Genomic DNA, 26,887 nt, shown 5'->3' on the forward strand with positions numbered 1-26,887 from the left:
AGCGCCGTGGAACCACCTGATCCCATGCCGAACTCAGAAGTGAAACGCGGTAGCGCCGATGGTAGTGTGGCATTCGCCATGCGAGAGTAGGACACTGCCAGGCACCCAACATTGAAAGCCCGCTCATTTGAGCGGGCTTTTTTATTGCCTGAAATCAGCCATTTATAAGCGATAAACAGCTGATCCTCTTCTTCATTGGCCCTGATTGGCACAGGGTAGCTCCATGTTGACCACCCCATCTTCCAGCTGGATGTCGATCTTGAAGCCAAGCCGCTTGGCCAGATTGATCATGCCGCGATTGCTGGGCATGGTCATGCCCGATAGCTGGCCAATGCCCCGCTCTCTGGCGTAGCGCACTATCTTCTCCATCATCAGCTTGCCGAGCCCGAGTCCTTTCAGGTCGGAACGTACCAGAATGGCAAACTCCGCATCGGACAGGTCCGGGTTGGAAATGGCCCTCACCACCCCGAGGATCTGCTGGCTGAAGGCCCCGTCCTGCCCGACGGCAACGAAGGCCATCTCCCGGTCGTAGTCAATCTGGGTCATGCGGGCCAGCTCTTCATGACCCAGCTCCCCTACGTCGGCGAAGAAGCGCTTGTACCTGTCTTCATCCGATACCTTGAGTACAAACTGCTTGTGGGCAGGTTCATCCTCCGGCCGGATCGGGCGCAGCAGAACATGACTCTGATCCTTGAGCCAGGCCCCCTCTTCCAGTTCGGTGGGATAGGGGCGTATGGCCAGTGTATTGCGTCCCTGCACCACAGGCATCAGCGTCAGGCTGGCATCCAGGATGACCATCTCGGCCCCGCATGCCTGCAGCGGATGCAGGTCCAGCTCCTGGATCTCGGGGAAGGCCAGCAGCAGCTCCGACAGCTGGCACAGCACCTGACCGAGAGCATCGATATCGAGTTTTTCGGGGGTGGCCTGCTCGCGGATCTTGCGACTCTTGAGGGCTCCTATGATCTGGTAGCGTGCCAGCGCCTGGTTCAACGGCGGGAGTGCGGCCACCATCTCTTGCGGCTCGGCCCCCGATTCGCCGAGAAGGATGACGGGACCGAAGACAGGATCCTGTTGCAGGCGGATCCTCAGCTCCAGCCCGCCGCTGCGGCGCGCCATCCGTTGTACCAGCAACCCCTCGATCCGTGCTCCCGGGTCGTGTTGCCTCACCCTGTCGAGAATGGCATCCGCTGCCTGGGCGACTTCGGCCGAGGTACGCAGGTTCAGCATGACGCCGTGCACCGAAGACTTGTGGGCAATATCCGGTGAGCGCAGTTTGACCGCGATCGGATAGCCGATCTGCTCTGCGGTCAGAGTGGCCTCGATGGCATCGGAGACGATCCAGGTCGGCAAAGTAGAGAGCCCGGCGGCCTGCAGTATGGGGTGCACCAGGTGGGTATCGAGTGTGAGCTGTTTGCGCTCCAGCGCTTGGCGGATAAGTTGTTGGCAGAGTTCGGCGTTGAGCTTGTCCCCCTGCAGGGAGGCAGGGGTCTCCATCAGCTGCTTCTGGTTGCGGCGGTATTCCACCATGTGCATGAAGGCGGCGACGGCGCTCTCCGGAGTACGATAGGTCGGAAATCCTGCCTCGCTGAACAGACGGCGGCCCTCTTGCGCCGAGTATTCTCCGGCCCAGTTGGTCAGGATATTGAAGCGCCTGGCCCTGGGATGTTGTTTGACGTAGTCGATCAGGCTGCGGGCCAGCTCGGCTCCGCGCGCCGTGAGGGAGGGGGCGTGAATGAGCAGGATGGCGTCGGCTTCATCCCCTTGCAGCAAGGTCTCCAGCGCCTGCCGATAGGCGGCAATATCGGCATCACTGCCGATGTCCCGCGGTGGCATGGCCAGTTTGCCGCCCCGCTCCAGCAGCACGTCGACCGCCATGTTGGCCAGTCCACGGCCATTGGAGATGATGGCCAATCTTTCCCCCTTGAGGGTCAGGGAGTGGCTCAGGGTCTCGACCGCGGCAAACAGCTCGTGGGTATCTCGCACCCGCAGCATGCCTGCCCGCCGAATGGCGGCATCGTAGACGTTGTCGAGGCCATTGGCCGGATCGTGGCGGCCGCTCTTGAGCACCAGGATGGGCTTGTTGCGTGAGGCTGCCCGTGCTGCCGAGAGGAAGTGGCGGGCGTCGTGCAGCTTGTCCATGTAGAGCAGGATGGCGCGAGTGGTGCCATCGCGGGAGAGCTGATCCAGCAACTGGCCGAAGTCGATGTCACAGTGATCGCCGAGGGAGATGAAGGCGGAGAAACCCAGCTCATGTTGCTTGGCCCAATCCAGGATGGTGGTGCTGACGGCGGCTGACTGGGAGAGAAAAGCCACCTGGCCAGGTTTGGCTGCGATGGGGGAAAAGCTGGCGTTGATGCCCTGACCCGGCAACAGCATGCCCATGCTGTTGGGGCCGAGCAGGCGAATGTCGTATTGGCGGCTCAGCTGTTGGAGCTGCGATCTCTCCTGCATGGAGAAGTCGGCAGCCAGTATGATGGCAGCTCCGGCGCCTTTCTTGCCCAACTCTTCGATGAGTGGCAGTACCCGTTCGCGTTTGGTACATATGATGGCGAGGTCGGGGGAGAGCGGCAGGCTGCTGATATCGGGATAGGCCAGTACGCCGGCGATGGCCTTGTTGTGCGGGCTGACCGGCAGTATGGGGCCCTTGAACTGGCCCGCGAGCAGGTGCCTGATCACCACATGACCCGCTTTCTGCGGGTTGGTCGAGGCACCGATGACGGCGATTGACTGGGGTTTGAAGAGCCGATCCAGGCCGCTTGGTTTCATGGGCACTCCCGTGGGTGGCGGATGGTGCCAGTTTAATACGCTTTGACTGCCTGTTCTGTGACCGGTTGCGGATCACTGTTTGGTGAGGGCGCTGACTCGCAGATAAAACTTCATCTTGCCCTGGATCTGGCGCACCGCCGCCAGATGGCGTTCCTGCAGATAGATATCCTGCTCCCGATCCAGCGGGGTCTGTGGTACGCCCAGACTCTGCAGGTACTCTTCAAACAGCTGTGAGCTGTTGATTTCGATCAGATGACGCATCATGGCGAGGCTCCTTCCATTCAGGCTGAACGTAGAGTCTAGTCTGTGACTGCCATCTCGTTATGACCATTGTCAGATTTGACACGAAGCGGCTCACACATCTGCGGGGCCGGGCTCAGTACCGGGCCCGCACGCATTATAGTGAGTGCATGAAACGCTGAGGGGCGAGGTACATGATCAGAGTCTGGCTGTGGTGCATCACACTCTTTGCGGGGAGTGCTCTGGCTGCCGAGTCGCACATTCGGGCCTGGAACCTGCTGCTGGATCATCCCAATCCGGCCGTGGCAGGCTTGCTGCGGCTGTCGCTCGATCTGACCGTGCCCGAATACGGTCCCTACCGCCTGAGTGCCAGCCCGCCGATGGAGCAGGGACGAGCCGTCAAGGAGTTGCAGGGTGGCGAGCTGGTGCAGATCGGGGTATTCGCGCCCGATGAGGAGCGGGAACGCACCCTGCTTCCTATCCATATTCCGCTGGCGAAGGGGTTGCTGGGCTGGCGGGTCTGCCTCATCCGGCAGGGGGATGAGGGGCGGTTTGCCAGGATCCACTCCTTGGCTGACTGGCATCACTCCGGGCTCACCATAGGCCAGCACAGATCCTGGCCCGATACCCGCCTACTCAAGACGAACGGTCTCAGGGTCGTGGTCGGCAGCCTGTATGAGGCCCTGTTCAACATGCTGCGCAAGCAGCGTTTCGACTGCTTCCTGCGCTCCGTCATCGAAATAGAAGATGAGCTCAAGTCACATCCGGATTTGGCCATAGAGCCTCATCTGGTATTCCGTTATCCGCTGGCACTGCTGTTTTTTGTCTCGCCCAAATATCCCGAGCTGGCACAACGTATCGAGCTGGGATTGCAGCGGGCGCGCCAGTCGGGTGCCTTTGATCGGGTCTTTGAGGAGGGGTTCGGCAGTACCATCCGTCGGTTGAAGCTGGATGAGCGGGCCATGCTGGAGTTGGATAATCCGGATCTGCCCGCCAGCAGCCGCGCCATGATGGCCGACCCGAGCCTCATCTATGCACCGGTCGCGGTCAGCCCGTCAGCGCAGTGATCCCTGGCCGCGCGCCGTATCCCAGAAGGCGCGGATCAGCGGCTCTTCCAGCCGCTTCTTGAGTACGGCGATGCCGACATCGAACGGCTTGAGGGCGGGCTTAGGCTCGACGATGCGCACCTTCTCCCCCATGGGGCTGTGGTCGATCACGGCGGCAGGTACCAGCCCGACGCCAAAACCGAGCGCCACCATGGCGACTATGCCCTCGTTGCCCGCCACCTCGGCATAGATGTTGGGGGCTATGCCCTTGTTGCGAAACCACTGGTCACAGCGTTTTCGCGCCAGACCCTGCTCGGAGAGGATCAGCGGCAGCCGCTCCCAGTCAGGCTCTCCCTGCAAGAACCACTGGTTGGGTTGAGGCGGGCTGCGTGGGGCGATAAACACCAACGGCACCTGTTGCAGGCTGGCAAACTCCAGCTTGGACGAGAGCGCATCCGGCCGCGCGGCGATGGCGAGATCGGCCTCGTCCGCCAGGATCTTGTCCACCGCCAGCGCCGGGTCGCCGGTCTCCAGCTTGATCTCCAGCTGGGGATAGCGGCGACGAAAGCGCTCCAGCACCTCGGGCAGCAGAAAGTAGCTGGCGGTGACCGAGCAGAACACCCGCAGCCGCCCTTGCAGCGGTTCGTCGCTGCGTTTGAGCTCCTGCTTGAGCTGACGCCACTCCTGCAACAGGCCGCCGCCGAACTCCCGCAGCTTCTCGCCAGCGGGGGTTAATCGCACCGAGCGGTTGTCCCGATCGAACAGCACGCAGCCGGTCTCCTGCTCCAGTCGCTGGATGGCACGGCTCAGGGTGGAGGGGCTGACCGCCATGGCATCGGCGCTCTTGCCGAAGTGGAGTGAGTCGGCGAGGTGGAGAAACAGCTCGAGATTGCGAAGGTCCATCTTTCAATTCCTGCCGCGGCGCTTGCCGATCTGGGATGACACAGGGTGAGATTGCCAAGAATCATCTTTCAATTCTTGCAACATACTGTTTCGAATATATCAGTTCAGGCAATAAGTGTCCCGCGCTATAGTGGTTCAGACAACGCCGTCATCCGGCATGGAATCAATCTAACGGAGCAATCACCATGGCTAACTATTTCAACACCTTGAACCTGCGTCAGCAGTTGGCCCAGCTGGGCAAGTGTCGTTTCATGCAGCGGGCGGAATTCGCCGACGGTTGCGACGTGCTGAAGGGCAAGAAGGTGGTGATTGTGGGCTGTGGTGCCCAGGGTCTGAACCAGGGTCTGAACATGCGCGACTCCGGGCTGGATATCTCCTATGCCCTGCGCAAGGCCGCCATCACCGAGAAGCGTGCCTCCTGGCAGAAGGCCACCGACAACGGCTTCGCGGTCGGCACCTATGAAGAGCTGATCCCGAGCGCCGATCTGGTGCTGAACCTGACCCCGGACAAGCAGCACTCCGACGTGGTGAAAACCGTGATGCCGCTGATGAAACAGGGCGCCGCCCTGGGCTACTCCCACGGCTTCAACGTGGTGGAAGAGGGTCAGCAGATCCGCGCCGACATCACGGTCGTCATGGTCGCGCCCAAGTGCCCGGGTACCGAGGTGCGTGAAGAGTACAAGCGCGGCTTCGGCGTGCCGACCCTGCTCGCCGTCCACCCGGAGAACGATCCCAAGGGTGAAGGCATGGCCATCGCCAAGGCGTGGGCTTCTGCCACCGGTGGCGACCGTGCCGGCGTACTGGAATCCTCCTTCGTGGCGGAAGTGAAATCTGACCTAATGGGCGAGCAGACCATCCTCTGCGGCATGCTGCAGGCCGGTTCCCTGCTCTGCTACGACAAGCTGGTTGCCGAAGGGACAGACCCGGCCTACGCCGGCAAGCTGATCCAGTTCGGTTGGGAGACCATCACCGAAGCCCTGAAGCAGGGTGGCATCAGCCTGATGATGGACAGGCTCTCCAACCCGGCCAAGCTGCGCGCCTTCGAGCTCTCCGAGCAACTGCGCACCCTGATGCGCCCGCTGTTCGAGAAGCACATGGATGACATCATCGCCGGTGAGTTCTCCCGCGGCATGATGGCCGACTGGGCCGAAGACGATGCCAAGCTGTTCGGTTGGCGCGAAGAGACCGGCAAGTCCGCCTTCGAAAACGCGCCGGCGTTCGCGGGCAAGATTGCCGAGCAGGAGTATTTCGACAATGGCGTTGTGATGGTGGCCATGGTCAAGGCGGGTGTCGAGCTGGCGTTCGAGACCATGGTGGCTTCCGGTATCTACGAGGAGTCTGCCTACTACGAATCCCTGCACGAGCTGCCGCTGATCGCCAACACAGTCGCTCGCAAGCGTCTGTACGAGATGAACGTGGTCATCTCCGACACCGCCGAGTACGGCAACTACCTGTTCGCCAACGCCGCCGTGCCCTTGCTGCGTGAGCACTTCATGCCGACCCTGAAAGCGGGTGATCTGGGTGCCAGCAAGGCGGAAGGGCAGAGCGTTGACAACCTGGCGCTGCTGGCGGCCAACGAGGCGACTCGCAACCACCCCATCGAAGCGATCGGTCAGGTACTGCGCGGTTACATGAAAGACATGAAGCGTATCGCCGTTGGCGGTTAAGCCTGCATCGAGCAGGATGATGAAGGGGCGGGGATGACGATCCCCGTCGCCGGTCGGACTGGACACCCGAACGGTCAGCCAGAAAAACCAGCCCGACCCGCCATAAAAAAGCCCCGCTCATCGAGCGGGGCTTTTGCATTCAGAAAGACCGGATAAATCAGGCTTTCCAGGCTTTCCAGGTGTTGATAAGGCCATTGGTGGAGCCGTCGTGGCTGGTGACAGCCGCGTCCGTGTTGAGCTCCGGCAGTATCTTGTTGGCCAGCTGTTTGCCCAGTTCCACGCCCCACTGATCGAAGCTGAAGATGTTCAGGATGGCGCCCTGCACGAAGATCTTGTGCTCGTACATGGCGATCAGGGAACCCAGCGTCTTCGGGGTCAGGCTCTTGAACAGTATGCTGTTGGTCGGGCGGTTGCCTTCGAACACCTTGAACGGCACCAGATCCTTGACCTGCTCCAGGGTTTTGCCGGCAGCCAGGAACTCGGCTTCGACCTGTTCTTTGCTCTTGCCGAAGGCCAGTGCCTCGGTCTGGGCGAAGAAGTTGGCCAGCAGTTTCGGATGGTGATCGCCGATCGGGTTGTGGCTGATGGCCGGCGCCAGGAAGTCACAGGGGATCAGCTTGGTGCCCTGGTGGATCAGCTGGTAGAAGGCGTGCTGGCCGTTGGTGCCCGGCTCACCCCAGATGATGGGGCCAGTCTGGTAGTCAACCGGCTTGCCGTTGCGATCCACCTGCTTGCCGTTGGATTCCATGTTGCCCTGCTGGAAATAGGCAGGGAAGCGGTGCATGTACTGATCGTACGGCAGAATGGCTTCGGACTCGGCACCGTGGAAGTTGTTGTACCACAGGCCGATCAGCGCCAGCAGCACAGGCACGTTCTGCTCATAGGAGGCAGTGGCGAAGTGCATGTCCATCTCGAAGGCGCCTTGCAGCAGGGCTTCGAAGTGCTCGAAACCGACGGACAGGGCGATGGGCATGCCGATGGCAGACCAGGAGGAGTAGCGGCCGCCAACCCAGTCCCAGAACTCGAACATGTTGTTGGTGTCGATGCCGAACTCGGCCACGGCCTTGCCATTGGTGGAGAGTGCAGCGAAGTGCTTGGCAACATGGGCCTTGTCACCGGCGATCTTGATGAACCAGTCGCGGGCGGTCAGGGCGTTGGTCATGGTCTCCTGAGTGGTGAAGGTCTTGGAGGCCACCAGGAACAGGGTGGTTTCCGGATCGATCTTCTTCAGGGTTTCGGCGATGTGGGTGCCATCGACGTTGGAGACGAAGTGCATCTGCAGGTGGTTTTTGTAGGGGCGCAGCGCCTCTGTGATCATCACAGGGCCGAGATCCGAGCCACCGATACCTATGTTGACCACGTGCTGGATCGCCTTGCCGGTGTAGCCTTTCCACTCGCCGGAAATGATCTTCTCGCAGAAGCCCTTCATCTTGGCCAGCACGGCGTTCACTTCCGGCATCACGTCCTTGCCATCGCACTCGATGGGACGGTCGGAGCGGTTGCGCAGGGCCACGTGCAGTACGGAGCGACCCTCGGTCATGTTGATCTTGTCACCGTTGAACATGGCATCGATCGCGCTGCGAAGATCGGTCTCTTTGGCCAGATCAACCAGCAACTTGAGGGTTTCCTCGGTGATCAGGTTCTTGGAGTAGTCGACCAGAATGTCGCCGCCAAAGGTGAGGGAGAACTTGTCGAAGCGCTTCGGGTCCTGCGCGAACAGATCCTTGAGTCGAGTCTCTTTGTTAGCTGCAAAATGGGCTTCCAGCGCCTGCCAGGCCTGGGTCTGGGTTGGATTGATATTTTTCATAGGATTACCGATCTTCCAAGTTGTGTTTGAACCTTGCAGGCAAGGCTCCCGCCAAACCTTATTATTCGAGCACTCTATCGGGCCCATTATACCGGGCTCATTGCGTGGCCCGTGTAACAGAGCTTTACCAATTGTCTGCCATCGAAGGAGTTTACAACCAAAACGCTGCGATTATGAGTCACTCATGGTCAGGGGATCTTGAGTTTGCTCATACTTCACCCGGCTTGCGCGGGTTGAAAGGGCTTTCATCTATGGCTGGCCGTGGCTTGCTGCCTGGCAAGTTCGTGTTACAGCCAAAGGGGTATCTGACAGTCGCTTTTCGGCTCATTTTATGAGCAAGCGCAAGTTGTCGGGGTGAGGCCTTGGCTAGCATATGAGCCGAATGGACGAGATCTCCCAGGGATGGCCACTGTCTGGAATGAGGAGATCGATATGAAACACGTTTTATCCCTGTTTGCCCTGAGCCTGATCGCCACCGGCCTCATCGGCCTGTTGACCATGGTGCTGACCAGTGCGGCGCCAACCCTGGAGATACGGGTGCTGGCCGTGATCGGTGCCGTCCTGGGGGGCTATGTGCTGGTGCAGCCGTTGCTCAACCGGGTCGCGCGTCGGCTGGGGTAAGGGGCTCCACCGCCTGTATGGATGGGCGTGCCGATCCAGGATGACAGCTGAGCGAATTCCGGCCCCGGTGGCCGGATTTTTTATGTCTGTGGCGCGCACATGAGGCCCAGAAACGACCATGCCAGCACTAAGGCTGGCATGGTGGCAGTCAGGTCCGGGTTCAGGCCTGGGGTTTTTGCATGTGCATGACCATCTGCGGGAAGGGGATCTCGACGCCTTCGGCGTCAAACGTCAGCTTCACCTTCTCGTGAAAGTCGAACCAGACACCCCAGTAATCGGCGGTCTTGACCCAGGGGCGTACCACTATATTGACCGAGGAGTCGGCCAAGGCGGCGACGGCGATAGTAGCGGCCGGATCCTTCAGGATGCGCGGCTCTTCATTCACCAGGCGCTCCAGGATCTGTTTGGCCTTGCGCAGGTCCGAGCCGTAGCCGATGCCGAAGGTCATGTCGACGCGACGGGTATCCATGCGCGAGTAGTTGACTATGGTGCCGTTGAGGATGGCGGAGTTGGGTACCACCACCATCTTGTTGTCACCCGAGGTGAGGGTGGTGGTAAACAGCTGAACGGATTGCACCACACCCGCAGTGCCCGCCACTTCGATGAACTCGCCCGCCTTGATGGGGCGGAAGATGATCAGCAGGAAGCCGGCGGCGAAGTTGGAGAGCGAGCCTTGCAGCGCCAGACCAATGGCCAGACCGGCGGCACCTATGATGGCGACGAAGGAGGCGGTCTGTACCCCGACCCGGCCCAGGGCGGCGATCACCACGAACACCAAAATGGTGTACTTGAGGATGCTGCCGACGAAATGGGTGACTGTGATGTCCAGCTTGCGGGCCTGCATTACCTTGACCACTGCGCTGCTGAGGAGGTTGGCGGCGATGTAACCGATCAGCAGGGTGATCAGGGAGGCCGCGATGTTGACGGCATACTCGATCAGCAGGCCCTGGTTATTGACCAGCCAGGTCTGCGCTTCGGTAATGATTTCGGGTTCCATAGGATGTCCTGTCAGGCAGTAAAGGTTTATGACGCATGAATCTAACACTGGAATGCGACAATCCGGGTCGCATCTGGTGCTCATCCCCTCTTTTTTGCCACAAAAAACAAGGGAGGCCAAGGCCTCCCTGTTTGCTCCAACCCGTCTGGACCAGCATTGTTGCTGATGATTGCGGCTGAATAGCCGCTGGGCTGAGTGGTCAGCTTTGCAGCAGCTGGCTGCGGATGAACAGCCATTGATCCTCGAAGCCGGCGGTGGGCTTGAGTTTGAACTCGGAGCGGACAAACTGGCTTATCCGTCCCTCGGTATAGGCCAGCAGCAGATTGGCCAGCATGGTTTCGTCGAGCTGGAAGCCCTGGCCTTCCCGCAGCCGCTTTTCCCGCAGTACCTGCTTGATCTGGGTCTCCAGCTTGTCGAACAGAATGCTGATGCGATCCCGCAGCCGATCGTGTTCGCCCAGCAGGGCGTCGCCGTTGAGGATGCGGGTGATGCCGGGGTTGCGCTCGGCGAACACCAGCAGCAGCTGAAGGATGTGATGGCAGCGGGCCATGGTGTCCTTCTCTTCCGCCATGATCAGGTTGACCCGTGACAGCAGGGAATCCTCGATAAAGTCGATCAGCCCCTCGAACATCCGCGCCTTGCTGGGAAAATGTCGATAGAGGGCTGCCTCAGAGACACCCACCTCGGCCGCCAGACGTGCCGTGGTGATACGCTGGCCAGGACTGGTCTCCAGCATATGGGCGAGTGCTTGCAGGATCTGATCGCGCCGACTCTGTTTCTGATTACTGCTTGCCATGGATTCCCCTAAAAAAAACAATGGCTTGATTCTATTATTAGGCACAGGCCCAAGGGCCCGTGTGGTCTGTTATTGGCGACCAGAAGAACCAAAACCGCCTTCACCCCGTTCACTCTGATTGAACTCATCGACCAGTTGGAAGCTGGCCTGAACCACCGGCATGATCACCAGCTGGGCGATGCGTTCGCCGGGCTGCATGGTGAAGCTGTCGTTGCCACGGTTCCAGACCGAGACCATCAGCTGGCCCTGGTAATCGGAATCGATGAGGCCCACCAGGTTGCCCAGCACTATGCCGTGCTTATGGCCGAGGCCGGAGCGGGGCAGAATGGTGGCGCACAGGCCGGGATCCTGGATGTGGATGGCCAGACCGGTCGGTACCAGGGTGGTATCGCCCGGTGCCAGCGTGATGGGCGCATCCAGCAGGGCGCGCAGATCCATGCCGGCAGAGCCCGGTGTGGCATAGGCGGGCAGCGGGTAGTCGGTGCCGATGCGGGCATCCAGAATCTTCAATTCAATTTGTGTTGTCATGGATAGTTCGTTTTTCAATGAGTGCTTGTGTGGACGTCCAGCATGGCCAGTGCAGTCTGTGTCGTCGTGAATCGTTCGCCTGCCGGGCGTGCCGGCAGACGGGCCGGGTGTTAGCCCCGGTAGTGACGCGCAATCAGGGCGATGAGGTGACGGGCCAGCGTCAGCTTATCGGCCAGCGGCAGAGGGGCTTGACCCCCTTGCCAGAACACGGTCAGGGCATTGTCATCGGCGTTGAAGCCCTGGCCCGCGCGGGACACGTCGTTGGCGGCGATCATGTCCAGCCGCTTACGCTGCAGTTTGTCGAGGGCGTATTGTTCCACATCCACGGTTTCGGCGGCAAATCCGACGGTGAAGGGCTTGTCTGACAGCGCTCCCACGGCGGCTATGATGTCGGGATTCTTGACCAGCTTCACCACCATCTGGTCGTTGTCGCCGGTCTTCTTGATCTTCTGGTTGGCGACCTGCTCGGGCCTATAGTCGGCCACGGCGGCGCAGCCAATGAAGAGATCGCAGTCGGCCACCCGGCTCATCACCGCCTGATGCATCTGCTCTGCGCTCTCCACATCGACTCGTACTACCCCACCCGGTGTCGGCAGGGCGACCGGGCCGCTCACCAGCGTCACCTCGGCACCCGCCTCACGGGCGGCGCGGGCGATGGCGTAACCCATCTTGCCGGAGCTGTGGTTGCTGATGTAGCGCACCGGATCCAGCGGCTCGCGGGTCGGCCCTGCGGTGAGCAGCAGTCTGACGCCAGCCAGCAGCGGCTCGGCGGCCAGTTGCTGGCAGCAGCGCTCAACCAGTTCGAGGGGATCCAGCATCCGGCCCGGGCCCACGTCGCCGCAGGCCTGGCTGCCTGAATCCGGCCCCCACAGCAGGATGCCGCGACCGGCCAGTGTCTTGAGGTTGGCCTGGGTGGCGGCGTTGAGATACATCTGCTGGTTCATGGCCGGGGCCAGTGCCACCGGTGCCGGTGTCGCCAGACAGAGGGTAGTCAGCAGTTCGTCGGCCATGCCGGCGGCCATGCGGGCCATCAGATTGGCGCTGGCCGGGGCGATCAGCACCAGATCCGCCCACTTGGCCAGTTCGATGTGGCCCATGCCCGCCTCGGCGGCGGGATCCAGCAGGCTGTCTGCCACCGGATGGCCGGAGACGGCCTGCAGGGTCAGCGGGGTGATGAACTCCTTGGCGGAGCGGGTCATCACCACCCGCACCTCGGCTCCCTGATCTTTCAGGCGGCGTACCAGTTCGGCACTCTTGTAGGCGGCGATCCCGCCACTGACACCCAACAGGATGCGTTTATCGGCCAATCTCATCTGCTGCTTCTCTTCCGGCTCACTCTGACTGGTCGGCTAAGATACCACAGGCAAGGGATGACGACAGAGGCTGACATGGGGGACTTGTGGTCGGGCTCCCGCGATTTTTTGCTATGTTTTCTCTCAATAGGCATGAGGGAGAGACAAATGAGCATCAAGGAGTGGCCAGAGGATGAGCGTCCCCGAGAGAAGCTGTTGCGCCAGGGGCCCGGCGCCTTGTCCGATGCCGAGTTGCTGGCCATCTTCCTGCGCACCGGTGTCAACGGGCTGAGCGCGGTGGATCTCTCGCGCCAGCTGTTGCAGCAGTTCGGATCCTTGCGAGCACTGCTCGGCGCCGAGCAGTCGGCCTTCTGTGATGCTCATGGGCTGGGGCCGGCCAAATACGCCCAGTTGCAGGCGGTGCTGGAGATGGGCAAGCGTCATCTGGCCGAGCAGTTGCAGCGGGGCGATGCCCTCACCTCGCCCCAGTTGACCCGGGATTATCTGCAGGCCCAGTTGCGGGATCGGCCGCGAGAAGTGTTCGCCTTGTTGCTCCTGGACAACCAGCACAGAGTGATTCAATTCGTTGAACTTTTTTACGGAACCCTCGACTCGGCGAGCGTCTGGCCCAGAGAAATCGTGCAGATCGCGCTCAAACATAATGCAGCCGCCGTGATTCTGGCGCATAATCACCCGTCCGGCGTGGCCGAGCCCAGTCGGGCCGACCGCCAGATCACGGATCGGATCTTGGCCGCCTTGGCCCTGATCGATATCAGAGTGCTGGATCACTTGGTGATCGGTGATGGCATCACGGTTTCTTTTGCAGAGCGTGGTTGGTTGTAACTGGCTCTGGCACTGTATTAGTTGATCTTTGATCACGGATGCTGTATAAAATGCCGCCTTCTGTTTGCCCCGCAATCGAAGGCCAGCGGGGCAGATATTTGCTCGAGCAATGAAGTAAGATTTGGAGAGACTGACATGTCTAGAGTATGCCAAGTAACCGGCAAGCGCCCGGCAGTTGGTAACAACCGTTCGCACGCTAACAACGCTACCAAGCGTCGTTTCCTGCCGAACCTGCACACTCACCGTTTTTGGGTTGAGGGTGAAAAACGCTTCGTAAGTCTGCGCGTATCCGCAAAAGGCATGCGTATCATCGACAAGCGTGGCGTTGAAGTGGTTCTGGCTGAACTGCGCGCCAGCGGTGTTAAGGTATAAGGAATTAGATCATGGCTAAAGGTATTCGCGAGAAAATTCGTCTGAACTCCAGCGCCGGTACTGGTCACTTCTATACCACTACCAAGAACAAGCGCACCATGCCCGAAAAAATGGAGATCAAAAAGTTTGATCCCGTTGTTCGTCAGCATGTGATCTACAAAGAAGGCAAAATCAAGTAATCACTTGAATTTGTCTCAAAAACCCGGCCTTGTGCCGGGTTTTTTTATGGCTGGAATTCAGTACACTGCCGGTTCGAAGGGAGGCTTGCCATGTTCAGATTGAGCCGCAAAGGCTGGAATAACGTGATCATAGTGGCCGTGCTGGCGGTGATCACCCTGCTGCACCGGCTGGAGATAGCCCAGCAGGAGAACAGCGCCCAGCGCGCCCGTCCCCTGTTGCCGGACAGCGCCGTCGTGCTCACCTGGCAGGGACCGAGCTGGCAGATCGAGCGCATCGGTCAGGGCTGGCGCAGCGGGCCGGATCTGGGGCTCAGCAGTGTCCAGCTGGCCGCTCACATCGAAGGCTGGCAGGGGTGGTTGTTGCCACCGGGTAGCGCCGTGCGGGGCACGCCGGTCACCCTCAAGATCTGGGTCGCCGGTCAGAGCGATCCGATTGAAGTGGGGCTCTATCAGGACAGCGGCAAGTTTGCCGCCCTGCTGCCCCCTTCGACCTGGCTCAGCCTGAGTCAGGAGCAGTACCGCAGCCTGCTGCGTCCCACCCCCTAATCCATTTTCGAGCGAGAGGACCCCATGCCTGAATTACCGGAAGTCGAAGTCAGCCGCCAGGGTATCACTCCCTGGCTCACCGGCATCAAGGTCACTCGCGTCGTGGTGCGGGATGGCCGGCTGCGCTGGCCGGTGCCGGGCGAAATCCAGGAGCTGGTGGATCTCGTCATCCACAGGGTCAGCCGCCGCGCCAAGTACCTGCTGCTGGAGACCGACTTCGGCACCGCCATCCTGCATCTGGGCATGTCCGGCAGCCTGCGGGTGCTGAATATCGGCACCCCGGCCGAGAAACACGACCACGTGGATATAGAGCTCGCCAACGGCAAGCTGCTGCGGCTCAACGATCCGCGCCGCTTCGGCGCTCTGCTGTGGACCCGTGAACCGGCCGAGGCCCATGCGCTACTGGCCAAACTGGGGCCGGAGCCGCTCACCGACGCCTTCAGCGCCGATTACCTGCAGGGGCGCGCCAAGGGGCGCAGCACCCCCATCAAGACCTTCCTGATGGACAATCATGTGGTGGTCGGGGTGGGCAACATCTACGCCAACGAGGCGCTCTATGCCGCCGGCATTCATCCCAAGCGGGCGGCGGGCAACATCAGCGCCGAGCGACTGGCAACCCTGGTAGCCGAGATCAAGCGGGTACTGGCCGAGGCCATCAAACAGGGGGGCACCACCCTCAAGGATTTCACCAGCGCCGATGGCAAACCTGGCTATTTCGTGCAGCAGTTGCAGGTCTATGGGCGGGGTGGTCAGCCCTGTTTTCATTGTCACACCCTGCTCAGTGAAATCCGGCTGGGACAGAGAACCACAGTGTTTTGCTCCCACTGCCAGCGCTGAATGGCCGTTATTTTGGCCAAAAACGGCCAAGTTGTAAGAGAGTATTTCCAGTCTGTTGAATATTTGCGCGCCCGTCACTAGTATCTCGACCGTTCAGGCAGTTTGAGAAAATAAAATGACAGCTAAATCAATAGACTGGGATCATTTATCCCGGCAGGGGCACTATTGTGCCCAAAAAATGGCCCGTTTCCTCTATCCCGATGACAGCGCCCGCAAGACCTTCAATCGCGCCAAGTTCGTGCTGCGCAGCCTGCTCTATCGGCAGCAGCTGAGCCGGGTATTCGAGCTGTTTCAGGCCGAACCCCTCAAGGCCCTGCCTGCCCACTATCCCGAGCTGCTCGACAAGCCGATGCGGCCCTACCGCTTTGCCGGCTCCACCGCGACCGAGCGGGCCGAGATGCTGGAGAACCACTACCGGCTGATGCTGGCCCGCTACCCGGATCTGATCGACCCGCTCTATCTGGGCGATGGCATCGAGCTCGGCCGCTATCCCGAGAGCGGCTGCCGCATCATATTGCGTCACGACGGTACCTTCCGCCGCGAGGCCGAACTGGCCCTCTCCATCGTCGACCCGCAGGGCAAGCGGCTTTACAGCTGTGCCTTCTCGCTGGCCGGTACACCCAAGCGGCTGGCCGTGGTGATCGGCTCGGTACAGGGCCCGGAGCCCTGCATCGAGCAAGCGCAGGACAAGGTGCGTGCGCTGACCAAGGAGGGCCACGGTCTGAGACCCAAGTCGCTGGTGGTGATGCTGGTGATGCAGCTGGCCGAGGCGATGGAGGCCGAGCATATCTCGGCGGTACGGATGAAGGCCCACATCTATCAGGCCAGGCGCTACAGCAAGAAGAAGAAAGCCTGTCTGCAGGCGGATTATGACGAGCTGTGGCAGGAGTTTGGCGCCATCGATCTGGATGACAACTTCGTACGGTTGCAGCCTGCCCAGCGCAAACCGCTGGAGGAGATAGCTTCCAAGAAGCGGGCCATGTACCGGCGCCGCTACGAGTGGCTTGACCAGCTGACCCTGGCGAGTCAGCAACAGCTGGGCCCGCGTCTGGCAGGTTGAGATGCGCAGGCTGCAGTGGCAAACAGGCTACCCGAGGGTAGCCTGTTTTTGATCACTTGCCTTGCTTGGCGGCAATCGCCTTGGCGACGATCGGGTCGACAAACTGGCGGATATCGCCACCGTGCAGGGCGACCTCTTTCACCAGGGTCGAGGAGATGAAGGAGTTCTCCTCCGCCGGGGTGAGGAAGACGCTCTCCAGCTCCGGCATCAGGCGGCGGTTCATGTTGGCCAGCTGGAACTCGTACTCGAAGTCGGAGACGGCGCGCAGGCCGCGGATCAGCACGTTGGCCTGCTGCTCTTTGGCGAAATCCACCAGCAGGCCGGAGAAGCCCACCACCTTGACGTTGGGCAGGTGGGCGGTCACTTGCTGGGCAAGCAGGACGCGTTCTGCCAGATCGAACAGCGGGCGCTTGCTCGGGCTGTTGGCGACGCCGACCACCACTTCATCAAACAGTCTGGCGGCCCGGCCAATGAGGTCGGTGTGGCCATTGGTGATGGGGTCGAAGGTGCCGGGATAAATTACCTTGTTGGTCATGTTGTTGATTCCTGCAACCTGGGAATTTGGTCGCATTATAGGGTCTGTTGGCGTTTTGTCGCGACCGGGATGGGGTGAGTGCCGGGGCGAGGCGCTAAGTTTGGTCGTTCAAATCGCTGTCGCCTGGCGTCTTCGCTTGAGAATAGCCCTGCATCAGGCAAGAATACCCGCACCGCGCATCAAGCCTCCTTGCATTGGTGACAGGGAGCAAAGGGATTTTTTATGAAACGTATTCTGGTAGTACGCAATGACAAGATTGGTGACTTCATGCTGGCCTGGCCGAGCTTTGCCATGCTCAAGCGCTCCATGGAGTGTCATGTGACTGCCCTGGTTCCTGCCTATACGGCGCCGTTGGCCCGCCTCTGTCCCTGGATCGACGAGATCATCCTGGATCCGGGTTCACGGGCCGACAAGGAACAGCAACGTGCCTTGCAGGCGCGCATCAAGGCGGCCGCCTTCGATGCCTCCATCTGCCTCTTCTCCAACTCTCGCAATGCCATGCTGGTGTGGAAGGCGCACATCCCTTACCGGCTGGCCCCTGCCACCAAGCTGGCCCAGGTGCTCTACAACCAGCGGCTGATCCAGCGTCGCTCCCGCTCCCAGAAGCCGGAGTACGAATACAACCTGGATCTGGTGCGCCGCTTCCTCGCCGACCAGCAGGTGAGCGTGGTCACGCCACAGGCGCCTTACCTCAGCTTCGATCCCCAGAGCCTGCAGCAGGTGCGCGAGCAGGTTGCCACCCGCTTGAAGCTGGATGCCAGCCGCCCCTGGCTGATGGTGCATGCCGGCAGCGGCGGCTCGGCCAACAACCTCTCCATCGAGCAGTACGCCCGCCTCATCATCAAGCTCAATCAGGCCTGCCCTGAGTTGCAGTGCATACTGACGGCGGGGCCGGGGGAGGAGAAGATCGCCGAACAGCTGGCGGCCGAGCTGCTGGCCCACGGCGGCAACGGCTGGATCTACCGCTCCGACGAAGGGCTGCCCAAGTTCTGCCAGGTGATGGCCAATGCCGCCCTGTTCGTGGCGGGCAGCACGGGGCCGCTGCACATAGCCGCGGCGCTGGACGTGCCCACCATAGGCTTCTTCCCGGCGCACCGCTCGGCCACCCCGCTGCGCTGGCGTCCGCTCAACAGCGAGGGGCGCCACCTGGCGTTCAGCCCGCCGGAAGACAGCGATCACCCGGAAGACATGAGCCAGCTCGATCCCAAGACAATGGCGGCGGCGATCGCCCGCTGGGCTCCACCTTTCTGGCGGGTCGAGAGCTGATAGCTACAAACAGGGCCCTTTCGGGCCCTGTTTCGTCATGCTGGTTTGAGCGGTTACGCAATTAGTGGCCGGTCTGATCCGGCGCCTGCGGCTGCTGGCGGATCCAGAGGTCGGCGTACTTCACGAAGGTGGAGTGGGCCGACAGTATGGCTAGCAGGAGTCCCTGCTTGCCATCGAGGAAGCCCGCCTTGAGCAGGTACATCTTGAGGAAGCAGCCCAGCGCATGCACCAGCCCCTGGCTGAGGGAACCCTTCTTGCCACGGGCGGTGCGCTGATCGGCCCAGGCCCTGGCATAGCCGGCGGACTTCACCAGATAGTGCTCCAGATCCCGATAGGTGAAGTGGAGCAGGTCGCCATGGATATTGACGATCTTCATGTTGGCACGCACCTCTACCTTCTCGTGCACCAGCACCTCGTTGTAGCTGGTGAGCGCTTTGGGGTAGAGGCGCAGCACCCGATCCGGATACCAGCCGCTGTGACGGATGAAGCGGCCAAACACCCAGGAGAGGCGCGGGATCGAGTAGATGGTATCGCTGGCCGGGTTGGCCATGACGGTGGCGATGGCCGCTTTCAGCTCGGGAGTGAGCCGCTCGTCGGCATCCAGCCACAGCACCCACTCTGACTGGACATGAGACTGGGCGAGGCGGCGCTGGCGACCGAAGCCCGGCCATACCGGGTTGACGAAGAAGCGGGCGCCGAATTCGGCGGCGATGGCAGGGGTTTCGTCCTGGCTGCCTGAGTCCATGATGACGATCTCGTCCACCAGGCCATCGAGGGAGGCGAGGCAGGCTCTCAGGTTTTCGGCTTCATTCTTGACGATCAGGACGGCCGCCAGGGTCGGTTTTTTCACGGATTAAGGGCTCTTGTTGGCGCCCGGCTGGCGGGCCATGCTCGAATTGGCGCCCATTCTAGCCTAAAACGGCAGGCGGGGCATGGTTCCGGCGCCTATGGCGCGTCAGTTGCAAATGGCTTCTTTTTTGGCATGAGAGCGGATGGTACGGGGATCTTCTGTTATTTCTCGGGCCATTCTTGGGGCATAATCTCGGCCAGCAACGATTAACCGCAGGGCTTGGCCCCAAGAGACGCGTGAGATGAAGATATTGGTGATCGGCCCCTCCTGGGTCGGCGACATGGTGATGTCCCAGAGCCTCTACAAGGCGATCAAGGCCAATCACCCCGACAGCGAGCTGCATGTGATGGCGCCCGCCTGGTGTGGTGCCCTGCTGGAGCGGATGCCGGAGGTGGACAAAGCCATCCCCATGCCGCTTGGCCACGGCGACTTCAAGCTGAGCGCCCGTCGTCGGCTCGGCAAGCAGCTGGCGGCGGAGAAGTACGATCAGGCCATCATACAGCCCAACTCCATGAAGTCGGCGCTGATCCCCTGGTTTGCCAGGATCCCGGTACGTACCGGCTGGAAGGGGGAGCACCGCTTCGGCCTGCTCAACGACATGCGCAGCAACAAGTCAGCCTTTCCGCTGATGGTGGAAGCCTACCTGGCGCTGGCCTATCCCAAGGCGCAGATGAAGAGCCGGGCCGACATTCCCGTCATTCCCCATCCATCGCTCAATGTCGATCTCATCAATCAGGGCAAGGCGCTGGACCGGCTCGGTCTGGATCGCGCCCGCCCCGTGCTGGTGCTCTGCCCGGGGGCCGAGTTCGGCCCGGCCAAGCGCTGGCCGGAAGGGCACTACGCCGTGGTGGCGCAGAAGCACCTGGATGAGGGCTGGCAGGTGTGGATCTTCGGCTCCGGCAAGGATGTGCCCGTGGCCAACACCATTCGCGACCGGATCAATCCCCTGTCGCGCCCCAATTGCCACGTACTGGCGGGCAAGACCAGCCTGTATGAGGCGATCGACCTGATGGCGCTGGCCGGGCGGGTCATCTCCAACGATTCCGGCCTGATGCACATAGCCGCCGCCCTCAACCGGCCGCTGATCGGGGTCTATGGCTCCACTTCGCCGCTCTACACGCCGCCGCTGGCGGACAGGGTCGAGATCGTCCACACCGACATAGAGTGCCGCCCCTGCTTCAAGCGCACCTGCAAGTTCGGTCACCTCAAGTGCCTGATCGAGCTGATGCCGGAGCAGGTGATAGAGGCGGGCAGGCGGCTGGAGTGCGGCGAGTCGCCGGCTCAGCCGATCGCGCTGCAAGTGGGCGAGCCACCGCGCTTCGTCTCCGACCCGGGCAAGCGAACGGAGCCAAAATAGCATGGGCTATCGGCTGCTCTACAACCTGCTGATCCACCTGGGCTTGCCGCTGGCGCTGCTGGCGCTCTACAAGCCGAAGAAGGGCAAGCCCGGCTTCGGTGCGCGCTGGGCCGAGCATCTGGGACGGACGCCCGCCAGCGGGCAGGAGGCGCCGCTCTGGATCCATGCGGTGAGTGTCGGCGAGACGCTGGCCATCAGCCCCTTCATTCGCGCCCTCAAGGCCGAGCGGCCGGACCTGCCGATCCTGCTCACCACCACCACCCGCACCGGCGCCGAACAGGCGGCCAAGCTGGGCGATCTGGTGGTGCATCGCTACGCGCCGCTAGACTACCCCTGGGCGGTGGCCGCCTTCCTCAAGCGCATCAAGCCGCGCGCCCTCTGGGTGATGGAGACAGAGCTGTGGCCGAACTGGCTGGCGGCCTGCGAGACGCGCCACCTGCCGGTGACCATCATCAATGCCCGCCTCTCGGAGCGATCCTGCCAGCGCTATGCCCGCTTCCAGGGGGCGTTCGACGCCTTGAGCCGGCCGCTGACCCATCTGCTCTGCCAGCATCAGGACGACGCCGACCGGTTCCATCGACTTGGCATAGGCCGCGAGCGGCTGGCGGTGACCGGTTCCATCAAGTTCGACATCCAGCTGGGGGACGAGGTGCAGGCCAGAGGCCGTGCCCTGCGCCAGCAGCTGGGACAGGACAGGCCTGTCTGGATCGCCGCCAGCACCCATCAGGGGGAGGACGAGCAGGTATTGGCGGCGTTTGACCGGGTGCTGCACAGCCACCCGCAGGCCCTGCTGATCCTGGTGCCGCGCCACCCCGAACGGTTCGATCGGGTGGCCGAGTTGTGCGCGCCTTATGGCTGTGCGCGCCGTACCGGCGACGCCCCGATCCGCGAGACGGACAAGGTCTATCTCGGCGATACCATGGGCGAGCTGCCGCTGATGCTGGCGGCGGCCGATCTGGCCTTCGTCGGCGGCAGTCTGGTGAGGGTGGGCGGCCACAACCTGCTGGAGCCGGCGGTGCTGGGCAAGCCCTGCCTGACCGGCCCTGCCTACTTCAACTTCAGCGACATCACCCGCCAGCTGGTGGCTCAGGGTGGTGCCGCTCTGGTGGCCGATGCCGCCGCGCTGGGGGAGAAGGTGAGCGAGCTGCTGGCCGATGGGGGCGAGCGCCGTCAGATGGGCGAACAGGCGCGCGCCGTGGTGCTGCGCAATCAGGGGGCGCTGGCACGCACCCTGTCCCACTGCCTCGCCAGCCTGGAAAACGACTGAATCCGGGCGGATGGACATAAAAAAACGGAGCGCATGGCGCTCCGTTTTTGTTTGTCGTGGGGCTCTTGGTCAGCGCACTATCAGGCCAAGCAGTATGCCTACCACGCCGAAGTCGGCATCGCTGAAGGTGGTGTTGGCAAAGCCGAGATCCCCCAGCACCGGCAACAGGAACACCGGCAGGAAGGTGATCAGCAGGCCGTTGGCGAAGGCGCCAAGCAGGGCACCGCGACGACCGCCGGTAGCGTTGCCGAACACCCCGGCCGCCGCGCCGACGAAGAAGTGCGGCACCACGCCCGGGATGATGACGGTGAGCCCCAGCAGGTAGAGCAGCACCATGCCAGCCAGACCGGCGGTGAAGCTCGACAGGAAGCCGATCAGCACAGCGTTGGGGGCGTAGGGGAAGACGATGGGGCAGTCGAGCGCCGGCTTGGCGTTCGGTACCAGCTTGTCGGAGATCCCCTTGAAGGCCGGTACTATCTCGGCGATGACCATGCGCACCCCCTGCAGGATCACGTAGACGCCGGCGGCGAAGGTGATGGACTGCATCAGGGAGAACATGAACCAGTGCTTGCCCTTGGCGACGCTGGCGACGAACTCGGGGCCGGCGAAGGCGGAGGTGATGAGGAAGATGATGCCCATGGTGAAGGAGATGGCTACTGGGGTATCGCGCAGGAACAGCAGGCTCTTGGGCACCTGCACCTCTTCACTGCTGTGGGCCTTGTTGCCGAACTTGGCGCCGATCCAGCCGGCCAGCACGTAGGAGATGGTGGAGAAGTGGCCGAGCGCCACCTCGTCTGAGCCGGTGATCTGCTTCATGTAGGGGTGGGCGAGGGCCGGGAACAGCACCATGGTGACGCCGACCACCAGGCTGCCGACCGCGATCAGCGGTATGCCGCTCATGCCGCCGGCGGAGAGGATGGCCGCCACCATCATGGACATGAAGAGGGTGTGGTGACCGGTCAGGAAGATGAATTTCCAGGGGGTGAGGCGGGCGATCAGTATGTTCACCAGCATGGCGAAGAACATGATCATCGCCATCTCCTTGCCGAACGACTGCTGGGCGATGGAGACGATGGCCTCGTTGTTGGGCACCACCCCCTTGATGCCGAAGGCGTGCTGGAAGATGGTGGCAAAATCGCCGAGCGAGTTCACCACCAGGGTGGCACCGGCCCCCAGGATGACGAAGCCCATGATGGTCTTGACCGTGCCCTTGATGCACTCGGTCACGGGTTTCTTCTGGGCAATCAAGCCAATCAGCGCGATCAGGCCGACCAGCACGGCCGGCTCCGACAGCACGTCAAACATCAGAAAATTGAAAAATTCCATGGTCAGCTCCAAGCAGATGGAAGAGGCGGCCCGCAGGCCGCATGGTGGATCCTTAGAGTGCGCCCAGTTCGCGCAGGGCGATGGATAGCTTCTCTTTCATGGCGGCCTTGTCGACCATGTTGTCCAGCGACACCAGGCGGCCGTTGACTCCCATGCTGACGAGCTGCTCGGCGATGTCGCGGGTGGCCACAAACATCTCGGCGGTTTCACTGCCGGCGGAGGCGAGATCCCTGTGATCCACCTCGGCGGTTACATTCAGCTCCTTGAGGATGCTCTTGATGCTCATCTCCATCATCAGGCTGGTGCCCAGGCCGTGTCCGCATACAACCAGAATTTTCATCGTCTCTTCCTCTGTCGGGCGCAGGGCGCCGCTCAGTAACGCGCCAGGATGCGCAAAATGTCGTTTTTGGTGTCGGCCGCCATGATGGCCGCCACGTCCTCTTCGTTCATGAACAGCTCGGCCAGCTGGGCGATTGTCTCCACGTGGGAGTTGCTGTCGCTGGCGGCAAGGGTTACCAGCAGCCGGACCGGGTCATTGCCCTCGGAGCCGAAGTTGACCCCGGTTTTCAGCACTGTCAGCCCCAGGCCGAGGCGGTTGACCCCGTCTTCCGGGCGGGCGTGGGGCATGGCCAGGCCCGGGCCCAGCACGTAGTAGGGGCCGAGCTCCTCGTGTGAGCGAAACAGCGCCGCCACATAGGAGGGCTCTATGGTGCCGTTGGCCAGCAGGGGGGCGGTGGCGAGCTCGATGGCATGACGCCAGTCGCGGGCACCCGCTTCGATGGAAATGACCTCTTCGGTCAGCAATTGAGTCAGCATGGCAATGATCCGGCTGGATGAGATGGCGCCAATCTAGCGATCTTGTCCCGCGATAACTGTGAGCGCGATCTCGAAAGTTAGCGCTACCAGATAGCGCTAACATCGAACTGTGATAGCGCTATTATTTCTATCATGGGAGGGATTCATCTTGCCCCGTCACTCGCTCAAAGGGGGTAAAATCCGGCTTGAGCAAATAGTCAGTGCCGCACTTTTGCCTTAAAGTGAGCACCCGTATGTCGAGGAAGGGAAGGGATGTCAGAAGCGAAGAAGCGCCGTAGCACGGGTCGGGTGACCCTCAACGATGTGGCCCAGCTGGCCGGAGTGGGGGCCATGACGGTGTCCCGTGCTCTGCGCACCCCCGAGCTGGTGTCAGACAAGATGCGCGAACGCATCGACGCCGCCGTGGATGAACTCGGCTACATTCCCAACCGGGCCGCGGGTGCGCTCGCCTCCGCCACCTCCCAGACCATAGTGGTGATAGTGCCCAGCCTGACCGAGCGCGGTTGCGGCGACATGATCGCCGGGCTGCAGCAGACCCTGCTCGATGAGGGCTACCAGATAATGCTGGGGGATGCCCAGCATCTGAAGCTGCAGGAGGAGAGCCTGCTGACCAGCTTCTTGCAGCACAACCCGGCTGCCGTGGTGCTGTTTGGCGGCGATCCCGGCGAGACCATTCGCACCCGGCTGCAGGCGGCCCGCCTGCCGGTGGTGGAGGTGGGGGCCATGGCGCGCCAGCCCATCGATATGAATGTCGGCGTCTCCAACTTCGATGCCGGCTATCAGTTGACCCGTCACCTCATAGAGCGCGGCTACCGCAACATAGGTTTTCTCTGCGCCCGTCAGGAGCAGTGGATGCTGCAACAGCGCATGCAGGGCTGGCAGAAGGCGCTGCTGGACAACTACCTCTCCCCCGATGCCATCATCAACACCTCTGAGCTGCCGAGTTTCAGCACGGGCGCGGCCATGCTGGGGGAGTTTTTGCTGCGCTGGCCCGAGCTGGATGCGCTGGTGTGCGTCAACGACGAGCTGGCGGCGGGGGTGCTGTTCGAATGTCAGCGTCGCCACCTGAGCGTGCCTGGCAAGCTCGCCATCGCCGGCTTCGACGATCTGGACGTGGCGCGCGCCTGCTATCCGGCGCTCACCTCGGTCCGGATCCCCTATCGCCAAATGGGGCAGGAGGCGGCCGAGCTTATCTTGCGCCAGCTGGCTGGCGACCCCGTCATGGGCACGGCCCTGACCCTGGATTTTCAACTGCAGAAGCGTCAAAGCAGCTGATCCCGTTTCACACTCATCAAAGAGGCAACCATGTTCAAGGCTCTGTTACTGGAAAACCAAGACGGCAAGACCACTGCGACCCTAACCCAGCTGGCCGAGAGCCAGTTGCCGGTAGGGGAGGTGCGAGTGGCGGTGAGCCACAGCTCCATCAACTACAAGGACGGGCTGGCCATCACCGGCAAGGGCAAGATAGTGCGTCAGTGGCCGCTGGTGCCCGGCATCGACTTCGCCGGCACCGTGCTGGAATCGACCGATAGCCGCTATCAGATCGGTGACAAGGTGGTGCTGACCGGCTGGGGTGTGGGGGAGGGACACTGGGGTGGCATGGCCGAGCAGGCGCGGGTCAAGGCCGACTGGCTGGTGCCGCTGCCGGCCGGGCTGGATGAACGCCAGGCCATGTGCATCGGCACCGCCGGCCTCACCGCCATGCTCTGCGTGCTGGCGCTGGAGGAGGCTGGCATCACCCCACAGAGCGGCGAGATCCTGGTGACGGGCGCCGCAGGCGGGGTGGGCTCCACCGCCGTCGCCCTGCTGGCTGCGCTGGGTTATCAGGTCGCGGCCCTGACCGGCCGTCCCGAGGAGCAGGGAGCCATGCTGGCCGCCCTCGGGGCCAGTCGCATAGTACCGCGCAGCGAGCTGCTGGAGTCTGCCAAGCCGCTGGAGAAGCAGCTGTGGGCCGGGGCGATCGACACAGTCGGCAGCCAGGTGCTGGCCAAGTTGCTGGCCCAGATGAACTACGGTGGCGCCGTGGCTGCCTGCGGGCTGGCGGGCGGCTTCGATCTGCCGACCAGCGTCATGCCCTTCATACTGCGCAACGTGCGGTTGCAGGGGGTCGATTCGGTGATGTGCCCGCTGGCGCGTCGTCAACTGGCGTGGCAGCGGCTGGCGCGGGATCTGCCCGCCAGTTTCTTCGCGCAGGCGGTCACCGAGATCGGGCTGGAGCAGGTGGTGGAAGCCGCCGAAGCCATCACGCAAGGCCGGATCGCGGGGCGCACCCTGGTCAAACTTTGATCCTGCCTTGACTGGCGAGCCCCATTTTTCTGGATAGACTTTGAGTGCGGGTGCACTATCCAAGGAGAATGAGCATGGGTGGACACAAGCCGGATTACGATCTCGATGATGAATGGGAACCGGAATCCTGGGAAGAAGAGCTGGATGAATGGGAAGACGAGAGCTGGCAGGACGACGACCCTCTCGACGACCAGTAGTCCACACATTGAGCACACAGGCGGGCCTTGGGGCCCGCCTGTTTTTTTGTGCGGCTCACAGGAATGGGGACGAGCGCTTGGTCGGCGGCATCAGGCTGGCTAGAATGAACTGCCCAAACGACACTCAAGGATGATTATGCGACTCTCTGTCATAGTGTTTGCCGCCCTGCTGGGGGGCTGTGCCTCCCACTCGGATGATCCGTGCGAGAAGGTGTGGAGCGAGGTGGGGGAGGCGGATGGCAAGCTGGGCTTCACCACTGAGCGGGTCGAGTTTCACCAGACCCAGTGCGGCAAGAAGGTGGATGCCGAGTTGTGGAAGCAGGGGCACCAGAAAGGGCTGGCCTGGTATTGCCGGCCGGAGCACCTCTATCTGGCGGGCCGATCCGGCGGCGAATATCGCGGCGTCTGTCCCAACGACACACAGGCGCGCAGACTGTTCGAACAGGGGCGCCAGGGCTGGACCGATCAATAGCCGGCCGCGCGGATA

At 62.0% G+C, this 26,887-nt stretch carries 29 protein-coding genes and 1 rRNA gene; 17 read left to right on the forward strand and 13 right to left on the reverse strand.

Going from position 1 to position 26,887, the window contains the following annotated elements; genetic code table 11:
• Nucleotides 1-103, forward strand: a 5S ribosomal RNA gene (gene rrf / locus AACQ95_RS12095); the annotation flags it as partial.
• Nucleotides 104-192: 89 nt separating this feature from the next.
• Here the strand turns inward: rrf and AACQ95_RS12100 are convergent.
• Nucleotides 193-2,766, reverse strand: a complete 2,574-nt coding sequence (locus AACQ95_RS12100) for a bifunctional acetate--CoA ligase family protein/GNAT family N-acetyltransferase (protein ID WP_241281010.1) — start codon at nt 2,764-2,766, stop codon at nt 193-195.
• Between the two features lie 72 nt (nt 2,767-2,838).
• Entirely contained in the window at nt 2,839-3,030 is a 192-nt protein-coding gene (locus AACQ95_RS12105; RefSeq protein WP_098981107.1) for a hypothetical protein, read from the reverse strand.
• A 170-nt stretch (nt 3,031-3,200) separates the two neighbouring features.
• On the opposite strand from AACQ95_RS12105, the gene AACQ95_RS12110 reads away from it, so the two are divergent.
• On the forward strand, nt 3,201-4,073 hold the full coding sequence (locus AACQ95_RS12110; protein ID WP_241281011.1) for a hypothetical protein: 873 nt from the start codon (nt 3,201-3,203) through the stop codon (nt 4,071-4,073).
• On the opposite strand, the gene ilvY is transcribed toward AACQ95_RS12110, so the two are convergent.
• Nucleotides 4,062-4,955, reverse strand: coding sequence for an HTH-type transcriptional activator IlvY (ilvY, locus tag AACQ95_RS12115; protein WP_241281013.1), 894 nt, complete (start codon nt 4,953-4,955; stop codon nt 4,062-4,064). The two genes, AACQ95_RS12110 and ilvY, sit on opposite strands and share 12 nt — an antisense overlap.
• Before the next feature lie 185 nt (nt 4,956-5,140).
• Between ilvY and ilvC the strand changes: the two genes are divergently transcribed.
• Nucleotides 5,141-6,622, forward strand: coding sequence for a ketol-acid reductoisomerase (gene ilvC, locus AACQ95_RS12120; RefSeq protein WP_103473007.1), 1,482 nt, complete (start codon nt 5,141-5,143; stop codon nt 6,620-6,622).
• 157 nt (nt 6,623-6,779) lie between these two features.
• Here ilvC and pgi read toward each other — a convergent pair whose 3' ends face one another.
• The gene (pgi, locus tag AACQ95_RS12125; protein WP_103473006.1) at nt 6,780-8,429 is read right to left on the reverse strand and encodes a glucose-6-phosphate isomerase; all 1,650 of its coding nucleotides are present in this window, start codon (nt 8,427-8,429) and stop codon (nt 6,780-6,782) included.
• Between the two features lie 432 nt (nt 8,430-8,861).
• Here pgi and AACQ95_RS12130 point away from each other — a divergent pair, with 432 nt between their 5' ends.
• Complete coding sequence (locus AACQ95_RS12130; RefSeq protein ID WP_043139637.1) at nt 8,862-9,050, forward strand: hypothetical protein; 189 nt, start codon at nt 8,862-8,864, stop codon at nt 9,048-9,050.
• A gap of 160 nt (nt 9,051-9,210) precedes the next feature.
• Here AACQ95_RS12130 and AACQ95_RS12135 read toward each other — a convergent pair whose 3' ends face one another.
• The 4 genes from AACQ95_RS12135 to coaBC all read right to left on the reverse strand — a co-directional run bounded on the left by AACQ95_RS12135 (nt 9,211) and on the right by coaBC (nt 12,684).
• On the reverse strand, nt 9,211-10,047 hold the full coding sequence (locus AACQ95_RS12135) for a mechanosensitive ion channel domain-containing protein (protein WP_042873341.1): 837 nt from the start codon (nt 10,045-10,047) through the stop codon (nt 9,211-9,213).
• 199 nt (nt 10,048-10,246) lie between these two features.
• The gene (slmA, locus tag AACQ95_RS12140; RefSeq protein WP_005321293.1) at nt 10,247-10,843 is read right to left on the reverse strand and encodes a nucleoid occlusion factor SlmA; all 597 of its coding nucleotides are present in this window, start codon (nt 10,841-10,843) and stop codon (nt 10,247-10,249) included.
• 69 nt (nt 10,844-10,912) lie between these two features.
• Nucleotides 10,913-11,371, reverse strand: a complete 459-nt coding sequence (gene dut, locus AACQ95_RS12145; RefSeq protein WP_043139630.1) for a dUTP diphosphatase — start codon at nt 11,369-11,371, stop codon at nt 10,913-10,915.
• A gap of 110 nt (nt 11,372-11,481) precedes the next feature.
• On the reverse strand, nt 11,482-12,684 hold the full coding sequence (coaBC, locus tag AACQ95_RS12150) for a bifunctional phosphopantothenoylcysteine decarboxylase/phosphopantothenate--cysteine ligase CoaBC (RefSeq protein ID WP_241281014.1): 1,203 nt from the start codon (nt 12,682-12,684) through the stop codon (nt 11,482-11,484).
• Nucleotides 12,685-12,831: 147 nt separating this feature from the next.
• Between coaBC and radC the strand changes: the two genes are divergently transcribed.
• From radC to AACQ95_RS12180, 6 genes are all read left to right on the forward strand, one after another.
• Nucleotides 12,832-13,506 carry a RadC family protein gene (gene radC / locus AACQ95_RS12155; RefSeq protein WP_043139626.1) on the forward strand — a complete coding sequence of 225 codons (675 nt, stop codon included), beginning with the start codon at nt 12,832-12,834 and terminating at the stop codon, nt 13,504-13,506.
• 135 nt (nt 13,507-13,641) lie between these two features.
• A complete protein-coding gene (gene rpmB, locus AACQ95_RS12160) occupies nt 13,642-13,878 on the forward strand; it encodes a 50S ribosomal protein L28 (protein WP_005321271.1) in 237 nt (78 codons plus the stop codon).
• Nucleotides 13,879-13,889: 11 nt separating this feature from the next.
• Complete coding sequence (gene rpmG, locus AACQ95_RS12165; RefSeq protein ID WP_005307500.1) at nt 13,890-14,057, forward strand: 50S ribosomal protein L33; 168 nt, start codon at nt 13,890-13,892, stop codon at nt 14,055-14,057.
• Between the two features lie 90 nt (nt 14,058-14,147).
• The gene (locus tag AACQ95_RS12170; RefSeq protein ID WP_241281015.1) at nt 14,148-14,603 is read left to right on the forward strand and encodes a hypothetical protein; all 456 of its coding nucleotides are present in this window, start codon (nt 14,148-14,150) and stop codon (nt 14,601-14,603) included.
• 24 nt (nt 14,604-14,627) lie between these two features.
• Nucleotides 14,628-15,440 carry a bifunctional DNA-formamidopyrimidine glycosylase/DNA-(apurinic or apyrimidinic site) lyase gene (gene mutM, locus AACQ95_RS12175; protein WP_241281017.1) on the forward strand — a complete coding sequence of 271 codons (813 nt, stop codon included), beginning with the start codon at nt 14,628-14,630 and terminating at the stop codon, nt 15,438-15,440.
• A 178-nt stretch (nt 15,441-15,618) separates the two neighbouring features.
• The gene (locus AACQ95_RS12180; RefSeq protein WP_043139617.1) at nt 15,619-16,500 is read left to right on the forward strand and encodes a VirK/YbjX family protein; all 882 of its coding nucleotides are present in this window, start codon (nt 15,619-15,621) and stop codon (nt 16,498-16,500) included.
• A gap of 52 nt (nt 16,501-16,552) precedes the next feature.
• Here the strand turns inward: AACQ95_RS12180 and coaD are convergent, their stop codons facing one another.
• Complete coding sequence (coaD, locus tag AACQ95_RS12185) at nt 16,553-17,035, reverse strand: pantetheine-phosphate adenylyltransferase (RefSeq protein ID WP_043555919.1); 483 nt, start codon at nt 17,033-17,035, stop codon at nt 16,553-16,555.
• Nucleotides 17,036-17,257: 222 nt separating this feature from the next.
• Here coaD and AACQ95_RS12190 point away from each other — a divergent pair, with 222 nt between their 5' ends.
• A complete protein-coding gene (locus AACQ95_RS12190) occupies nt 17,258-18,301 on the forward strand; it encodes a glycosyltransferase family 9 protein (protein WP_241281018.1) in 1,044 nt (347 codons plus the stop codon).
• 61 nt (nt 18,302-18,362) lie between these two features.
• On the opposite strand, the gene AACQ95_RS12195 is transcribed toward AACQ95_RS12190, so the two are convergent.
• Nucleotides 18,363-19,151 carry a glycosyltransferase family 2 protein gene (locus tag AACQ95_RS12195; RefSeq protein ID WP_043139609.1) on the reverse strand — a complete coding sequence of 263 codons (789 nt, stop codon included), beginning with the start codon at nt 19,149-19,151 and terminating at the stop codon, nt 18,363-18,365.
• A 241-nt stretch (nt 19,152-19,392) separates the two neighbouring features.
• On the opposite strand from AACQ95_RS12195, the gene waaF reads away from it, so the two are divergent.
• Nucleotides 19,393-20,508, forward strand: coding sequence for a lipopolysaccharide heptosyltransferase II (gene waaF, locus AACQ95_RS12200; RefSeq protein ID WP_241281020.1), 1,116 nt, complete (start codon nt 19,393-19,395; stop codon nt 20,506-20,508).
• Nucleotide 20,509: 1 nt separating this feature from the next.
• Nucleotides 20,510-21,775 (forward strand): lipid IV(A) 3-deoxy-D-manno-octulosonic acid transferase, encoded by a 1,266-nt coding sequence (gene waaA, locus AACQ95_RS12205; RefSeq protein WP_241281021.1) that lies wholly within the window; start codon nt 20,510-20,512, stop codon nt 21,773-21,775.
• Nucleotides 21,776-21,844: 69 nt separating this feature from the next.
• On the opposite strand, the gene AACQ95_RS12210 is transcribed toward waaA, so the two are convergent.
• Genes AACQ95_RS12210 through AACQ95_RS12220 form a run of 3 tightly spaced genes read right to left on the reverse strand, consistent with a single transcriptional unit; the run spans nt 21,845 to nt 23,917 of the window.
• Nucleotides 21,845-23,101, reverse strand: coding sequence for a PTS ascorbate transporter subunit IIC (locus AACQ95_RS12210; RefSeq protein WP_043555924.1), 1,257 nt, complete (start codon nt 23,099-23,101; stop codon nt 21,845-21,847).
• 52 nt (nt 23,102-23,153) lie between these two features.
• Nucleotides 23,154-23,441: a PTS sugar transporter subunit IIB gene (locus AACQ95_RS12215; protein WP_043139596.1), complete on the reverse strand. Its 288-nt coding sequence runs from the start codon at nt 23,439-23,441 to the stop codon at nt 23,154-23,156.
• Nucleotides 23,442-23,473: 32 nt separating this feature from the next.
• The gene (locus AACQ95_RS12220; protein WP_043139594.1) at nt 23,474-23,917 is read right to left on the reverse strand and encodes a PTS sugar transporter subunit IIA; all 444 of its coding nucleotides are present in this window, start codon (nt 23,915-23,917) and stop codon (nt 23,474-23,476) included.
• Nucleotides 23,918-24,169: 252 nt separating this feature from the next.
• Between AACQ95_RS12220 and AACQ95_RS12225 the strand changes: the two genes are divergently transcribed.
• The 4 genes from AACQ95_RS12225 to AACQ95_RS12240 all read left to right on the forward strand — a co-directional run bounded on the left by AACQ95_RS12225 (nt 24,170) and on the right by AACQ95_RS12240 (nt 26,872).
• Nucleotides 24,170-25,192, forward strand: a complete 1,023-nt coding sequence (locus AACQ95_RS12225) for a LacI family DNA-binding transcriptional regulator (RefSeq protein WP_098981092.1) — start codon at nt 24,170-24,172, stop codon at nt 25,190-25,192.
• 30 nt (nt 25,193-25,222) lie between these two features.
• Entirely contained in the window at nt 25,223-26,203 is a 981-nt protein-coding gene (gene acuI / locus AACQ95_RS12230; protein ID WP_241281022.1) for an acrylyl-CoA reductase (NADPH), read from the forward strand.
• 74 nt (nt 26,204-26,277) lie between these two features.
• Nucleotides 26,278-26,400: a hypothetical protein gene (locus AACQ95_RS12235; protein WP_111589670.1), complete on the forward strand. Its 123-nt coding sequence runs from the start codon at nt 26,278-26,280 to the stop codon at nt 26,398-26,400.
• Between the two features lie 136 nt (nt 26,401-26,536).
• Nucleotides 26,537-26,872: a DUF2799 domain-containing protein gene (locus AACQ95_RS12240; RefSeq protein ID WP_042873408.1), complete on the forward strand. Its 336-nt coding sequence runs from the start codon at nt 26,537-26,539 to the stop codon at nt 26,870-26,872.
• Nucleotides 26,873-26,887: the final 15 nt, after the last annotated feature.

Source organism: Aeromonas sp. MR19, from assembly GCF_963899305.1.
GTDB lineage: Bacteria > Pseudomonadota > Gammaproteobacteria > Enterobacterales > Aeromonadaceae > Aeromonas > Aeromonas bestiarum.